Origin of the sequence: Rhodococcus sp. SBT000017, from assembly GCF_003688915.1 — a bacterium.
In the GTDB taxonomy this organism is placed as follows: Bacteria; Actinomycetota; Actinomycetes; order Mycobacteriales; family Mycobacteriaceae; genus Rhodococcoides.
This window is the reverse complement of sequence record NZ_REFU01000003.1, coordinates 71724-87107: the sequence shown is the minus strand read 5'-3', so window position 1 is coordinate 87107 and position 15384 is coordinate 71724. Positions and strand designations below refer to the sequence as shown.

Sequence of the window (15384 nt, the reverse complement as noted above, 5' to 3'; positions counted from 1 at the left end):
AGTAACACCGGTCACTCGGTGTCGATGCCGCCGCCCCTGTATCTGCGGTTCGGCGTCAGCCCAGCATGTCCTCGAGTTCCATGCCCTTGGTCTCCCTGATCTTGGCCTTCACGAAGAAGAACGAGAGCGCGGCGAACAAAGCGAACCCTGCGTAGATCACCCAGAGCCCCACAGACGACGTCAGGGGTGGGAAGGCAAGCGTGACAGCGAAGTTGGCCATCCAGTTGGCTGCGGTACCGATGCCGAGCGCCATGGCGCGCATGCGGTTGGGGAACATCTCACCGAGCATGACCCACATGATCGGACCCCAGGTCGAGGCGAAGAAGATGACGAACAGATTGGCACCGACCAACGCGATCGCACCCCACGGAGCGGGCAACGTGACGTCATCGCCGCTGCCGGTCGCCTGCGAGAACGCCACCGACGCCATGACGAGCCCGCCGAACATGCCGATCGAGCCCGCCATCAGCAGCTTGCGCCGACCGATTCGGTCGACGAACAGGATCGCCACGAACGTCATGACCACGTTGATCACAGCGGTGATGACAGAGGTGGTGAACGATTGATCCTCGGTGAAGCCGACCGACCGCCACAGCGTCGTCGAGTAGTAGAAGATCGCGTTGATGCCGACCAACTGCTGCAGCACGGCCATCGTGATGCCGACCCAGACGATGGGTTGCAGGCCGAACTTCGGACCGCGAATGTCGGCGAACGACGAGCGTGACTCCTTGCGCAGCGTCAGTCTGATCTCGTGGACGCGCTCGTCCGGATGCAGCTCACCGGTGATCTCGGCGAGGACTCGGGCCGCTTCTTCGTCGAGATGCTGACCGACGAGGTAGCGCGGAGACTCCGGGATCAGGGTGGCCAGCAACCCGTACACGAGAGCGGGAATCACGCCGACCAGGAACATCCAGCGCCAGGCCTCGATGCCGAACCACAGGTCGTTGGACGCGCCGTCGGCGGCACCGGCGAGAAGGGCGTCGGACAGCAGAGCTGCGAAAATGCCGATGGTGATGGCCAATTGCTGGAGCGAGGCCAGGGAGCCACGCCATTTGGCCGGAGCGATCTCGGCGATGTACGCCGGTGCGATCACCGAGGCGATGCCGATTCCGAGTCCGCCGAGCACTCGCCAGAGCATGAGATCGGGGACGCTGAACGCCAATCCCGAACCGATCGAGGAAATGACGAACAGGGCCGAGCCCAGCAGCATGACTTTCTTGCGTCCCCAACGGTCTGCGAGGCTGCCGGCGAACCAGGCACCCACTGCGCACCCGATGAGGGCGATCGCGACCACGAAGCCGGTGGTGAACGAGCCGAGGGAGAAGTGATCTTCGATCGAGTCGACAGCGCCGTTGATGACCGAGCTGTCGAAGCCGAACAGGAACCCGCCCACAGCAGCGGCGATGCTGACGCCGATGACCTTCGCTGTGTGGCGGTCCGAGGTCTGATTCATGAGTGATGCACCTTCCGGCCGCGCGCACGGGCGTCGGCCGCTGGGGAGACCGTACGGCAGGGATTGTCGTACCGTCCCCGGACATTACGCCTGGTAATTTGCCGCGCGAACGAGACCGTCAACGAAGGTCGAAATCCTCGTCCGAGACGGTGAAGCCGTGGCCGACCTGATCGGAGCACGTGACCCCGGTCTGCTCGTCGATGCTGCACTGCAGGCCGTTGGTTGAGCCACTTCCGGGGACGGTGAGCACTTCGCCGTACGGCAAGGCCGCCGCAGGACCGTCGAAACGGTGGAATTTGGGATCGCCGAGGCTTTCGAACTTCGCCGGGGACCCGGCGATCAGCTGCACAGCATTGGGTTTCACCGCCGTTCCCGACGTCCCGCTGCCGGGAACCTCGGGTGCCGAATCAGGGAGTGATCCGTGGCATCCGGCGATCGAGGATTCGAGGACGGCGATTCCGCACTCGAATTTTCCGCTGGGGCTCGAGAAGTAGTACCAGCCGGGTGCCTTGCCTGCGTAGTCCTGCGGCTTCGCCTGCGCTGCAGCAGGACTCGTCGGTGCCGGAGTGGTGGACGTCGGCGTGCCGGTCGCGGTGGTGGACGGTGTTGCCGACGTGGCAGAGGGGGCGGAGGGAGCCGTGGTGATCGGGGTGGGGCGGTCGGTGATCACGGTGGCCATCGGACCGTCACCTTCGCCGCTCGCGCCGCAGGCTCCGAGCAGGCACGCCCCGACGACTGCCACTGCGGCACATCCGATTCTCTTCATCGTCGGTTCCTTCGCTCGCGGGCGTCGACGCTGTGCGTATCGTCGCCGAGGGGGTGGTTGATGTTGGTACGTTGGGCAACGACCGAACGGGAGGTGCCATGGACACCGAGTCCGACTCCGCTGCGTCCAATTCCGCTGCGTCCGATTCCACCGTGCTCGTGGCCACGCCCTACGGTGACGTTCTGGGCTATCCGGTCGCTGCCGATGCGTCGCCGATCGTGGCCTGGCGCGGTATTCCCTATGCGACGCCTCCGGTGGGGAAGCACCGGTTCCGTGCGCCGCGTCCGTTGCAGCCCTGGTCGGGAGTGATCGACGGCCTCGAATTCGGTGCGATGGCTCCGCAGGGACGCGACAGCCCGGTGCCGATCGATCCGTCGCTGTCGATTTCCGAGGACTGTCTCACGCTCAACGTCTGGGCTCCCCGTCCCGACGCAGAACTGCGGCCGGTGCTGGTGTGGATCCACGGCGGTGCGTACTCGCTCGGATCGTCCGCGCAGCGGGTCTACGACGGGAGGAACCTCAGCGAGAACGGCGACGTGGTGGTGGTGACCATCAACTTTCGTCTCGGCGCGTTCGGGTTCCTCGACCTCTCGTCGTTCTCCACCGACGAGCACACCTTCGAGACCAATCTGGGACTGCGAGATCAGATTGCCGCGCTGCAGTGGGTCCGCGAGTGCATCTCCGCGTTCGGCGGCGATCCCGATCAGGTGACGGTGTTCGGCGAATCCTCCGGGGGAGCGTCGGTCACCACGTTGATGACCTCTCCGAAGGCCGAGGGCCTGTTCCAGCGAGCGATCGTGCAGAGCGCGCCTGCGACCTCGGTGTACGGCCCCGAACGCGGAGCCGCGGTGGCATCGAGATTCCTGGAGTTGGTGGGGGTCGACCCGGAAGACATCGGGGAACTGTTCGAGATGCATTTCACCAGGCTGGTCACCGCCGGCGACACGCTCTGCTACGAGATCCCGACGACAGTTCCTGGGACACTTGGCCTTTCGCCGGTCGTCGATGGAGATATCGTTCCGCGCTATCCCGTGGCAGCCTTTCAGAAGGGCCTCTCGCACAAAATCCCGTTGATCATCGGCACCAACCACGACGAGCCCTCGATCTTCCGATTCATGAAGTCTCCGTTGATGCCGATCACCTCCGACACCGTCTCCGAGATGTTCCGCGCCATCGCTCACGACCACGCGGATCTGCCTGCCTATCGAGTCGCCGAGATCATGGCTGCATACCCGGACCGTGACAAACCGGCTGGGGCACAGGCCATGTCGCGCGACGCTGGATTCCTCATGCCGAGCGTGTGGATCGCCGACGGGCACAGCAGGCATTCGCCGACATGGATGTACCGATTCGATCATGCGACGCCGATGCTCAAGGCCGCACGGGTGGGAGCCGGACACGCGACCGAACTGCCGTATGTCTTCGGCAATTTCGGAACGCTCAACCGAGACCCCACCTTCTGGCTCGGTGGCCGAAAGCCGGCAATGGCGGTGTCGGCGCGGATGCAGAGACGCTGGCTCGCTTTCGCACGGTACGGCGTCCCCGCCGCGTTGGATGCGTCCAAGCATTGGGCTCCGTACACCGAGAAGACGCGCTGGACGCTGGTGATCGATGCATCCGACACTCTCGTCGACGACCCCGACGGCGACATGCGCGCTGCGTGGGGCGACCAGGTTCTCGGATTCAGCTGACGCGTCGTCCATGCGCTTTTTAGCACGGACGTGGCTGACATGAATCGAACGTAACAGCAAGAACACCAGTCGCTCGAGTCACACCGGTAACAATTGGATGTCAGCACGCTGTCGGTGGGGGCGGTTATGTTCGATGTTGTGTTGATGTCGAGGATCGTCGAAACGTCCCGTGCTGTGTCGGCGACGCGTTCGCGAAAGATCAAGATCGGGCAGATCGGTGCCCTGCTCGCCGAGGCCGATGTCGGAGATATCGAGCCCGCCGTGTCCTGGCTGTCGGGGGAGTTACCGCAGGGGCGGATAGGGGTCGGCTGGCGCACGCTGGCCGATCTCGACGTTGCGGCTGCTGCGGACTCGACGCTGACGGTTGCCGAGGTGGACGAGGCGATTTCTTCGGTCGCGGCGACCTCGGGGGCCGGTTCTGCTGCGCGTCGGGTGGCGCTACTGACCGACCTGTTCTCCCGGAGTACAACCGAGGAGCGTCAATTTCTGATCCGGCTCGTCACCGGTGAGCTGCGTCAGGGCGCGCTCGAAGGGATCATGGTCGACGCAGTTGCCGCGGCCACGAACCTGCCGCAAGCGCCGGTGCGTCGCGCATTCATGCTGTCGGGTCGTTTGCCCGCGACGGCGATCGCCGCCATCACCGGTGGCGTCGACGCGCTGGATGCATTCCGGCTCGAGGTCGGTCGACCGGTCCGGCCGATGCTGGCGTCGCCCGCGGAATCTCTGCGCGGTGCTTGGGAACAACTGTCCGGCGATGTCACCGTGGAGTACAAGCTCGACGGTGCACGAATTCAGGTGCACCGCTCCGGAACCGACGTGAGCATCTACACGCGTACTCTGCGCGACATCACTGCGAGTGTGCCCGAGTTGGTGGACCTGGTTCTCGCGCTTCCGTGCGAGTCGGTGGTCCTGGACGGGGAGACCCTCGCGCTCGAAGACAGCGGCCGCCCGCGACCGTTCCAGGAAACGATGAGCCGATTCGGTGCCGAGAGCGCGCACGAGCTGCTGCTGCAGCCCTACTTCTTCGACTGCCTGCACCTCGACGGTGTCGACCTGCTCGATGCCCCGCTGGAGCAGCGCCTGGCCGCATTGGACCGAGTGGCACCGGAGCACCGAATTCCCAGTGCCGTCAGACCCGATGCGGACGCGGCAGAGGCCCACTTCGACGCAGCGCTCGACGCCGGGCACGAAGGGGTCATGCTCAAAGCTCTCGGTGCGCCGTACGCGGCAGGCCGCCGCGGAAAGAGCTGGCAGAAGGTCAAACCCGAGCACACCCTCGACCTCGTCGTCCTCGGAGCCGAGTGGGGATACGGGCGCCGCACCGGCTACCTGTCCAACCTGCACCTCGGAGCTCGCGATCCCGACGGCGGTGACCCGATCATGGTCGGTAAGACCTTCAAAGGCCTGACCGACGTTCTGTTGCAATGGCAGACCGATGAATTCCCGAAACACGAGCGAGAGCGGGACGAGCACACCGTGTACCTGCGCCCCGAACTGATCGTCGAAATCGAACTCGACGGCGTGCAGGTCAGCCCACGGTACCCGGGCGGTGTGGCCCTGAGATTCGCGCGAGTACTGCGATACCGCCCCGACAAGAACCTCGCCACCGCGGATTCCATCGACGCGGTGCGCGCACTCCTTCCACACTCGTGAACAGTTCCGACGATTAATACATACGAAACCGGCCGAACGATCCCGTAACACGGCGCAAAATATCTTGAGGGTGCAAGCCAGCGAGAGATGGAGTGCCAATGATGTCCACAGTTCGAGCTGCTCTGGTCCAAAGCAAGTGGACCGGTGACAAAGAATCGATGATCGCGGCACACGAGGGGTTTGCTCGGTCCGCCGCCGAGCAGGGCGCGAAAGTCGTCTGTTTCCAAGAACTTTTCTACGGTCCGTACTTCTGTCAGTTACAGGATGCGAAGTTCTACGAATACGCAGAATCGGTACCCGGGCCCACCGTCGACCGTTTCGCCGCATTGGCGAAAGAACTCGGCATCGTGATGATTCTGCCCGTCTACGAGCAGGAACAGCCCGGACTTCTGTACAACACCGCTGCCGTCGTCGATGCAGACGGCACGTATCTCGGCAAGTATCGAAAGCACCACATCCCTCACGTGAACGGATTCTGGGAGAAGTTCTATTTTCGCCCCGGCAATCTGGGGTGGCCGGTGTTCGACACCGCGGTCGGGCGTATCGGTGTCTACATCTGCTACGACAGACATTTCCCGGAAGGGTGGCGCGCACTCGGTCTTGCCGGTGCCGAAATCGTCTTCAATCCGTCGGCCACCTCGCGGGGCCTGTCCAACTACCTGTGGAAGCTCGAACAACCCGCCTCGGCCGTCGCCAACGAGTACTACGTGGGCGCGATCAATCGAGTCGGAATCGAATCCGAATACGGTGACGACGACTTCTACGGGACCAGCTACTTCGTGGACCCCGAAGGCAAATTCGTCGGCGAGGTGGCGTCGGATTCGGAATCCGAAATTATCGTGCGCGACCTCGACATGGATTTGATCAAGGTGGTTCGCGACCGGTGGGCCTTCTATCGCGACCGTAGACCCGACGCATACGGCCCACTGGTGCAACCCTGATGGCCACCACCTTCGTGCACGGCGGGACCGTGGTATCGACCACCGGCGCACAGGAATTGGATGTTCTCATCGACGGTGAAAGCATCGTTGCAGTGCTGGCACCCGGATCGGTCTCCCTGGCCGCGGACCTGAAGACCTCGGCGGACGTCGTCGTCGACGCGACCGGCAAATACGTCATTCCGGGTGGGGTCGACGGACATACACACATGGAGATGCCGTTCGGCGGTACGTTCGCCTCCGACACCTTCGAAACCGGAACGCGCGCAGCGGCGTGGGGTGGCACGACGACGATCGTGGACTTCGCGATTCAGACACCCGGTCAGCGCGTCCAGGACACTCTGGCGCAATGGCACGACAAGGCCGCGGGGCAGTGCGCCGTCGACTACGGCTTCCATCAGATCATCGGCGACGTCACCGACGATTCCCTGAAAGCCATGAGCGAGTTGGTATCCGAGGGCGTCACCAGTTTCAAACTCTTCATGGCCTACCCGGGCGTGTTCTACTCCGACGACGGCAAGATCCTGCGCGCCATGCAGTCCGCCGCCGAAACGGGTGCACTGCTGATGATGCACGCGGAGAACGGCATCGCGATCGACGTACTGGTCGCTCAGTCGATCGCGCGTGGAGACACGGCCCCGTACTTCCACGGCACGTCACGGCCGTGGCAGCTCGAGGAGGAGGCGACGCACCGAGCCATCATGCTGGCCAACGTCACCGGTGCACCGCTCTACGTCGTACACGTCTCTGCCAAGCAGGCCCTGGAACAGATCGCGCAGGCCCGGGGCAACGGGCAGAACGTCTTTGCCGAGACCTGTCCACAGTACCTGTATCTGTCGCTCGAGGAACAACTCGGTGCACCGGGCTTCGAGGGTGCCAAGTGGGTCTGCTCGACGCCATTGCGGTCGCGAGCGGAGGGGCATCAGGACGAGTTGTGGCGCTATCTACGCACCGGTGACGTGGCGACCGTCAGTACCGATCACTGCCCGTTCTGCATGAAGGATCAGAAGGAGATGGGTATCGGCGATTTCTCCAAGATTCCCAACGGGATCGGCTCGGTTGAACACCGCATCGATCTGATGTTCCAGGGCGTCAAGAGCGGCAGGATCACGCTCGAGAAGTGGGTCGACGTCTGCTGCACCACCCCGGCCAGGATGTTCGGAATGTATCCGAGGAAAGGCGTCATCACCCCCGGTGCCGACGCGGACATCGTGATCTACGACCCGAACGGACACACCAGCATCGGCGTCGACAAGACCCACCACATGAACATGGACTATTCGGCGTACGAGGGTTTCGAGATCGACGGGCACGTCGACACCGTGATCTCGCGTGGCCGGATCATCGTCGACGGCGGATCCTATTCCGGCACTGCTGGACACGGCCGATTCGTCCGACGCGACCTGTCGCAGAATCTGATCTGAGCTATGGACATCGGGGTAGTGCTCCAATGCAATCCGCCGGCGTCCCGTGTGGTCGACCTGGCCAGACAGGCAGAGACACATGGCTTCTCGCACGTGTGGACGTTCGATTCGCACCTGCTGTGGCAGGAACCGTACGTCATCTACAGTCAGATTCTGGCCGCGACGAGGCGGGTGACCGTCGGTCCGATGGTCACCAATCCCGCCACCCGCGACTGGACGGTTACGGCATCGACGTTCGCGACGCTCAACGACATGTTCGGCAATCGGACCGTCTGCGGCATCGGCCGCGGTGATTCGGCGGTCCGTGCCCTCGGCGGCAAGCCGACAACCCTTGCCACGCTGCGGGAATCGATCGATGTGATCCGCAGCCTGGCCAACGGGCGGAGTGCTCGGGTCGGTGAGACGACGGTGCAGTTCCCATGGGCGGAGCGGTCCCGACTCGAGGTATGGGTTGCGGCGTACGGACCCAAAGCCCTCGAGCTCACCGGACAGGTGGCGGACGGTTTCATTCTGCAGCTGGCCGATCCCGACATCGCGGCGTGGACGATCGGCCGGGTCCGCGCTGCGGCCGAGCAGGCGGGTCGCGACCCGGATTCGATCTCGATCTGCGTTGCAGCTCCCGCGTACGTCACCGACGGTACCGATGCAGGGCTCGAACATGCCCGAGATCAGTGTCGTTGGTTCGGCGGGATGGTCGGCAATCACGTCGCCGATATCGTCTCGCGCTACGGCGGCGATGGCGGCGGAGTTCCACAGGCACTCACCGACTACATCGCGGCGCGCAAAGGTTACGACTACAACGAGCACGGCCGAGCAGGCAATTCGCACGCAGAATTCGTTCCGAACGAGGTGATCGACAGGTTCTGCCTGCTGGGCACCCCGGCAGATCACATCGCCAAGCTGAAAGAGCTGGAGACACTCGGCGTGGACCAGTTCTCGGTGTACCTGCAGCACGACGCCAAGGCCGCGACACTCGAAGCGTACGGAGAGAGCATCATTCCGCAGATTCGCCCGAGCGTGACGGCAACGTCGTGACGAGCGTTCTCGATCAGGCTTCGGTGGTGGCGCCTACTCCCGCCGGTGCGAATCGAGGAGGGCGGCGTCCGTTGATGGCGGTGGTGGCCGTCGGCTTGTTGCTGGTTTTCTGGGAGCTGGTGAAAGTGCTCGTCCCCGAGGACGGGGTGAGTATCGCCGGAGTGCGGGTGCTGCCGCGCACCGACGACGGCGCGCTACCGCACGTGTGGTCGGTGTTGGCGGCGCTCACCGAGCCCGAGGTGAACGTCGCCGGGGCTCGCAGTGTCGGTGCCGCGATCGCCTCCAGTGGCCTGTTCACGTTCGGGCTCGCGGTACTGGGGTTCGCGTTGGGGACGGTGGTCGGGCTGGTGCTGGCCGTGGCGATGCAGCGATTCGTGTGGGTCGAGCGGTCCGTGTTGCCGTATGTGATCGTCTCGCAGACGGTTCCGCTGATCGCGTTGGCACCGCTGGTCGCGGGGTGGGGCGGGAAGATTGCCATCGGCGGCTACGCATGGCAGCCGTGGATGAGTATCACCGTCATCGCGTCGTATCTCGCGTTCTTCCCGGTGGCGGTGGGGATGCTGCGAGGCCTGCGTGCACCCGATCGGGCAGCACTCGATCTGATGCACAGCTATGCGTCCGGATGGTGGACCACCCTCGTTCGACTACGCCTACCCGCCTCTGTGCCGCATCTGATTCCGGCGCTGCGTCTGGCCGCGGCCGCCGCCGTGATCGGTGCCGTGGTCGCCGAAATCTCCACCGGAACGACCGGCGGTATCGGCAGGCAGATCATCGTGTTCTCGCAGCAGGCAACAGGAGACGCATCCCGCCTGTACGCCGCTGTTCTCGGTGCAGCGGTGCTCGGGCTGGTGGTGACCGGGTTGGTGTCGCTGCTCGACATCGCACTGAGTCGGTATGCGGGCCGCTCGCCTGGTCGAAAGGATCGGTCATGACCGAGCATGCGGTACTCGTCGAGGGCGTCGGGAAGACGTTCGACGGGGGAGTGACTGCGCTGGAGGATGTTTCGCTCGCGATCGCGCCCGGTGAATTCGTCTCGCTGATCGGGCCTTCGGGGTGCGGTAAGTCGACGTTGCTCCGCATCGTTGCCGATCTCGAGCAACCCACGTCCGGTGCTGTGTCGGTGTTCGGTCTGACTGCTCGCCGAGCCCGCATCGAACAGAAATACGGCATCGCCTTTCAGCAGGCCGGGCTGCTCGATTGGCGCACAGTGCAATCGAACGTCGCGTTGCCGCTCGAACTGCACAAGGTACCCAAACGCGTACGCGCGGAACGGGTGCGCGAACTCCTGGACCTCGTCGGACTCACCGATTTCGCAGAGAAGTTTCCCAGCCAGCTATCCGGTGGGATGCAGCAACGAGTGGCGATCGCGCGGGCGCTGGCCCGAACGCCGGGACTGTTGTTGATGGACGAGCCGTTCGGTGCCCTGGACGAGATGACCCGCGAGAAGATGCAGAACGACCTACTGCGCATCGCCGAGGAGTCGAGCGCGGCAGTGGTGTTCGTGACCCACTCGATTCCCGAAGCGGTGTACCTGTCCGATCGGGTGGTTGTGATGTCCCCTCGGCCGGGGCGGATCGTCGACACACTGACGATCGACAGATTCGGCGCGAACGGTGATCCTCGCGAATCGGCGGAGTTCTTCTCGTCCATCACCGCGGTTCGGGACGCGTTGCACGGCCGCACGGTTCGAAGTGCGGATCTGCGATGAAGCTCTGGCTGCCACCGGTGGTGTTCGGTGCAGCGGCGCTCGCACTGTGGCAAATGCTCACGGTCGTCGCGGGGGTTCCGTCGTTCCTGCTGCCGTCGCCGAGCGCCATCGCCGAGCAATTCGTGCGAAATCTCGGCAACATCGGATCGGCAAGTCTGGCAACGGGAACCAATGCTCTGGTGGGGTTGATCGCAGGCTCGGTCCTCGGTCTCCTCGCGGCAATGGCAGCGGTTCGCCTGCGGATCGTCGACGAATTGCTCACCCCGTTGGCAGCGGGTGCTGCAGCCGTTCCCATCGTCGCTCTTGCGCCGGTGTTCAATTCGATGTTCTCCTCGACCACCGATCTACCGCGCCGCCTCGTGGTGACCATCGTCGTGTTCTTCCCGGTATTCGTCAGTGCGGCAAAAGGACTGCGTCAGGTCTCGGCCGTGCACCACGATCTCATGACGTCGTATGCCGTGGGTGGTTGGCAGTTCACGCGAATCGTCCGCCTCCCGTCCGCCGTTCCGCACATCTTCACCGGGTTGCGGGTTGCCGCTCCCAATGCTGTCATTGCTGCCATCATCTGCGAGTACTTCGGTGGATTGCAGAACGGTTTGGGGTCGCGGATCACCTCCGCCGCGGCGAACACGGCCTACCCCCGGGCATGGGCCTATGTGATGGGTGCCATCGCAGTCGGTTTGCTCTTCTTTCTGGTTGTTCTGCTGCTCGAGAAGCTCGTGTCCCGGCGTCGTATCTAGGAGATGAACGTGAAGATCACCCGAACCCCCCGATCTCTTCTCGCCGCCGTGATGGCGCTGGCAGTGGTCGCCTCGGCGTGCAGTACCACCACGACCGACACCGACACCGGTGCCGACGGGGACACCACGATCAAGCTTCAACTGCAGTGGTTCAAGCAGGGCCAGTTCGCGGGCTACCTCGCCGCCGTCGATCAGGGTTTCTACGCCGAGCAGGGGCTGGATGTCGAAATCCTCGACGGCGGAACCGATATCGTCCCGCAAACCGTGCTCGCACAGGGGCAGGCCGATTATGCCGTCGCGTGGGTACCGAAGGCGCTCGCATCCCGTGAGGCCGGAGCCGGCATCACCGACGTGGCCCAGATCTATCAGAAGTCGGGCACCTTGCAGGTCTCGTTCAAGGATCAGAACATCGCCTCACCCGCCGACCTCCAGGGCAAGACCGTCGGAAACTGGGGCTACGGAAACGAATTCGAGCTGTTCGCCGGTATGACCAAGGCCGGGGTCAGTCCCTCCGACGTGACGTTGGTGCAGCAGCAGTTCGACATGAACGGCCTGTTGTCCGGTGATATCGCTGCAGCCCAGGCGATGTCGTACAACGAGTACGCGCAGTTGCTCGAGACCGTGAACCCCGCAACCGGTGCGCTCTACACCGCAGACGATTTCACCGCGCTGAACTGGAACGACGACGGAGTCGCGATGCTGCAGGACGCGATCTGGGCCAATACCGACAGGCTCTCCGACGAGGCCTACCAGGAGCAGACCGTCAAATTCCTGGCGGCATCGTTGAAGGGCTGGATCTTCTGCCGCGACAACGTCGAAACGTGCCGCGACATCACCGTTGCGGCGGGCTCGACACTCGGCGCGAGTCACCAGCTCTGGCAGGTCAACGAGGTCAACAAACTGATCTGGCCGTCCGCAGAGGGCATCGGCATGATCGACGAGGCGGCCTGGCAGCAGACTGTCGACATCGCCAAGAGCACCAAGAATGCCGAGGGATCGACGGTGCTGACAGCCGATCCCGATGCCGAGGCGTACACCAACGAGTACGTCACGCAGGCGCTCGATTTGTTGAAGGCCGACGGTGTGGACGTCACCGGGGAGTCGTACGCTCCGATAGAGGTCACACTGGAGGAAGGCGGCAAGTAGATGGATCACGTGTTCTACTCCTGGGCGGCGCAGGCCGAACTGAACCCGATCACCGTCGAGGGGGCGGAGGGATCGTGGTTCTGGGACGACAAGGGCAACCGATACCTGGACTTCTCGTCGCAGTTGGTCAACGTCAATCTCGGCCATCAACACCCCGACGTGGTCGCCGCCATAGTCGAACAGGCTCAGGTTCTGACGACCATCTCCCCGACCGTGGCCAACAACAAGCGCAGTGAACTCGCCGCGTTGATCGCCGAACGTGCGCCGGGTGATCTGAACCGAGTGTTCTTCACGACCGGTGGCGCAGAAGCCGTCGAGCATGCGGTGCGGCTGGCGCGACAGCACACCGGGCGTACGAAGATGCTTGCCGCGTATCGCTCGTACCACGGTGGGACCGGAGTTGCGATCGGTCTCACCGGCGAGCCACGGCGTTGGGGCACCGAACCCACCAACGTCGACGTCGTGCGCTTCTTCGGGCCGTACCCCTACCGGTCGCCCTGGGGCACAACGACTCCCGAGGACGAGACGACGGCAGCACTGGCGCATCTGGAGCAGGTCATCGTGCTCGAGGGCGCGCAGAACATTGCCGGACTGATCCTCGAATCGGTGATCGGCACCAACGGTGTGCTGATTCCACCGCCCGGATATCTGGCCGGCGTTCGGGCACTGTGCGACAAGTACGGAATCGTCTACATCGCCGACGAAGTGATGGTCGGGTTCGGGCGCATCGGCGAATGGTTCGCGTGCCAGGCCTGGGATGTGACACCGGATCTGATCACGTTCGCCAAGGGCGTCAACTCCGGGTACATCCCCCTCGGCGGTGTCGTGATCTCGGAGAAGATCGCCTCGCAGTTCGACCACAAGCCGTATCCGGGCGGCTTGACCTACTCCGGGCACGTGCTCGGGTGCGCCGCGGGCGTGGCATCCATCGGAGTGTTCGAGCGCGACAAGATCCTTCAGCACGTGCGTCACGTCGGCGAGGACGTACTGGGTGCGGGCCTGTCGAAGCTGGCCGAATCACATCCGAGCGTGGGCGAGGTGCGCGGCAAGGGATTCTTCTGGGCCGTCGAATTGGTCAAGGACGGCACGACGAGGGAACCGCTGGTGCCGTTCGCCGCGTCGGGCAAGGACGCGGCGGCGATGGGTACGGTGACCGCAGCGGCGAAATCACGTGGGCTGTGGCCGTTCGTGTCGGGAAACCGCCTACAGATTGCCCCGCCGTTGACCACGTCCGAGGACGAAATTCGTCAGGGACTGGAAATCCTCGACGAGGTATTGGCGGTGGCGGACGGGTTCACCGTTTGACCGAGGGTCGTGCATGGAAATTCGACCCCTGCTACGAAGTTGCGCGCACGTGCGGCGTCAGCCGCTCCGCTCACAGCACAGCACCGGGGTTGAGGATCCCCGCCGGATCGAGTGCGGTCTTGATTCGGCGGGTCAGCTCCATGACGTCCTCACCCACCTGATCGGGAAGCCACGCCTTCTTGAGGCGACCGACTCCGTGTTCACCGGTGATAGTGCCGCCCAACGAGATTGCCAGATCCATGATCGCGCCGAACGCGATGTTGGCGCGACGTGTCATGTCGGCGTCCTCGGGGTCGAAGACGATCAGCGGGTGGGTGTTGCCGTCACCGGCGTGGGCGATGACCGCCACCAGCACGTCGTATTTCGTGGACAGCTCGGCGATTCCGTCGACGAGGGCCGGCAGTGCGGGCAGCGGAACCCCGACGTCCTCGAGCAGCAGGCTGCCGAGTCGCTCGACCGCGGGAATGGCGAATCGCCGTGCGGCAGCGAAGGCCTCGCCCTCATCGGGGTCGTCGGTGGTGAAGACATCCGAGGCCCCGGCCTCGGTGCACGCGGCCGCCATGATCTCGATCTCGCGGCCTCGGTCGGCACCGGGGGAGTCGGACCGAGCAATGAGCATCGCCGCCGCCTCGCGATCGAGTCCCATGTTCATGGCGTCTTCGACGGCACCGATGGACGCGCGGTCCATGAACTCGAGCATCGACGGCCGCAGGTTCCGGGTGATGGCCAGAATTGCGGCGGTGGCGTCGTGCACCGAGGCGAACGAGGCGACCACCGTACTGGCGGGAGGTTGCGCCGGAATCAATCGAAGAGTGATCTCGGTGATGATGCCCAGCGTGCCTTCGGAGCCGACGAACAGCTTCGCCAGGGACAGGCCCGCAACGTCTTTAAGGCGTGGCCCGCCCAGTCGGACGGCGGTACCGTCGGCCAGGACGACCTCGAGACCGAGAACGTAATCGGTGGTGACGCCGTACTTCACACAGCACAGTCCGCCCGCATTGGTGGCCGCATTGCCTCCAATGGAACACATCTCGAACGATGACGGATCCGGTGGATACCAGAGGCCGTGTTCCGCGACGGCCTTCTTGACCTCGGCGTTGAGCAGTCCGGGTTGTACCACCGCGATGCGGGTCACCGGATCGACGGTGATTTCGCGCATCAACTCGGTGGTGAGCACGATTCCGCCGTCCACGGCGGTGGCTCCACCGGACAGACCCGATCCCGCACCGCGTGGGACGACCGCCACGGCGTGCTCGGTGGCCCATCGCATGACGGCACGAACGTCCTCGGTGGACTGTGCGCGTACGACGGCCAGCGGGGTACCGGCGTCGGGATCCTTGGCCCAGTCGCGTCGGTAGCCCTCGGTGATGTCCGGGTCGGTGACCACCGAGCCGGGCGAAAGAAGGGATTCGAGCTCGCTCAGGCGGGCATCTGCATCGGTCGTCACCGACATCTCGGTCTCCTCACGTCGAAAATGTGACCGTCGACACTCGAGTCTGTCACGGCCACGCGTGAGGCGGAGTCG

At 64.1% G+C, this 15384-nt stretch carries 13 protein-coding genes; 10 read left to right on the top strand and 3 right to left on the bottom strand.

Annotated features, from left to right (window positions below; all coding sequences use genetic code 11):
* Positions 1-55 precede the first annotated feature (55 nt).
* A complete protein-coding gene (locus AYK61_RS25720) occupies positions 56-1453 on the bottom strand; it encodes a sugar porter family MFS transporter (protein WP_121873704.1) in 1398 nt (465 codons plus the stop codon).
* Positions 1454-1571: 118 nt separating this feature from the next.
* Entirely contained in the window at positions 1572-2219 is a 648-nt protein-coding gene (locus AYK61_RS28125; RefSeq protein WP_259468298.1) for a hypothetical protein, read from the bottom strand.
* Between the two features lie 98 nt (positions 2220-2317).
* Here AYK61_RS28125 and AYK61_RS25710 point away from each other — a divergent pair, with 98 nt between their 5' ends.
* The 10 genes from AYK61_RS25710 (at position 2318) to AYK61_RS25665 (ending at position 13859) form a co-directional block, all read left to right on the top strand.
* Positions 2318-3910, top strand: a complete 1593-nt coding sequence (locus AYK61_RS25710; protein WP_121873720.1) for a carboxylesterase/lipase family protein — start codon at positions 2318-2320, stop codon at positions 3908-3910.
* A 138-nt stretch (positions 3911-4048) separates the two neighbouring features.
* Positions 4049-5563, top strand: coding sequence for an ATP-dependent DNA ligase (locus tag AYK61_RS25705; protein ID WP_121873719.1), 1515 nt, complete (start codon positions 4049-4051; stop codon positions 5561-5563).
* Positions 5564-5664: 101 nt separating this feature from the next.
* The gene (locus AYK61_RS25700; protein WP_197914655.1) at positions 5665-6504 is read left to right on the top strand and encodes a nitrilase-related carbon-nitrogen hydrolase; all 840 of its coding nucleotides are present in this window, start codon (positions 5665-5667) and stop codon (positions 6502-6504) included.
* A complete protein-coding gene (hydA, locus tag AYK61_RS25695; RefSeq protein ID WP_121873703.1) occupies positions 6504-7925 on the top strand; it encodes a dihydropyrimidinase in 1422 nt (473 codons plus the stop codon). Before AYK61_RS25700 ends, hydA begins: the two co-directional genes overlap by 1 nt.
* Before the next feature lie 3 nt (positions 7926-7928).
* The gene (locus tag AYK61_RS25690; protein ID WP_121873702.1) at positions 7929-8960 is read left to right on the top strand and encodes a TIGR03842 family LLM class F420-dependent oxidoreductase; all 1032 of its coding nucleotides are present in this window, start codon (positions 7929-7931) and stop codon (positions 8958-8960) included.
* 26 nt (positions 8961-8986) lie between these two features.
* Positions 8987-9892 carry an ABC transporter permease gene (locus tag AYK61_RS25685; protein WP_259468297.1) on the top strand — a complete coding sequence of 302 codons (906 nt, stop codon included), beginning with the start codon at positions 8987-8989 and terminating at the stop codon, positions 9890-9892.
* A complete protein-coding gene (locus AYK61_RS25680) occupies positions 9889-10668 on the top strand; it encodes an ABC transporter ATP-binding protein (RefSeq protein WP_121873700.1) in 780 nt (259 codons plus the stop codon). The genes AYK61_RS25685 and AYK61_RS25680 overlap by 4 nt, the downstream gene beginning before the upstream one ends.
* On the top strand, positions 10665-11408 hold the full coding sequence (locus tag AYK61_RS25675) for an ABC transporter permease (RefSeq protein ID WP_121873699.1): 744 nt from the start codon (positions 10665-10667) through the stop codon (positions 11406-11408). The genes AYK61_RS25680 and AYK61_RS25675 overlap by 4 nt, the downstream gene beginning before the upstream one ends.
* A gap of 9 nt (positions 11409-11417) precedes the next feature.
* Entirely contained in the window at positions 11418-12554 is a 1137-nt protein-coding gene (locus AYK61_RS25670; RefSeq protein ID WP_121873718.1) for an ABC transporter substrate-binding protein, read from the top strand.
* Positions 12555-13859: an aspartate aminotransferase family protein gene (locus AYK61_RS25665; RefSeq protein ID WP_121873698.1), complete on the top strand. Its 1305-nt coding sequence runs from the start codon at positions 12555-12557 to the stop codon at positions 13857-13859.
* Positions 13860-13929: 70 nt separating this feature from the next.
* Here the strand turns inward: AYK61_RS25665 and AYK61_RS25660 are convergent, their stop codons facing one another.
* Entirely contained in the window at positions 13930-15312 is a 1383-nt protein-coding gene (locus AYK61_RS25660; RefSeq protein ID WP_121873697.1) for an FAD-binding oxidoreductase, read from the bottom strand.
* Positions 15313-15384: the final 72 nt, after the last annotated feature.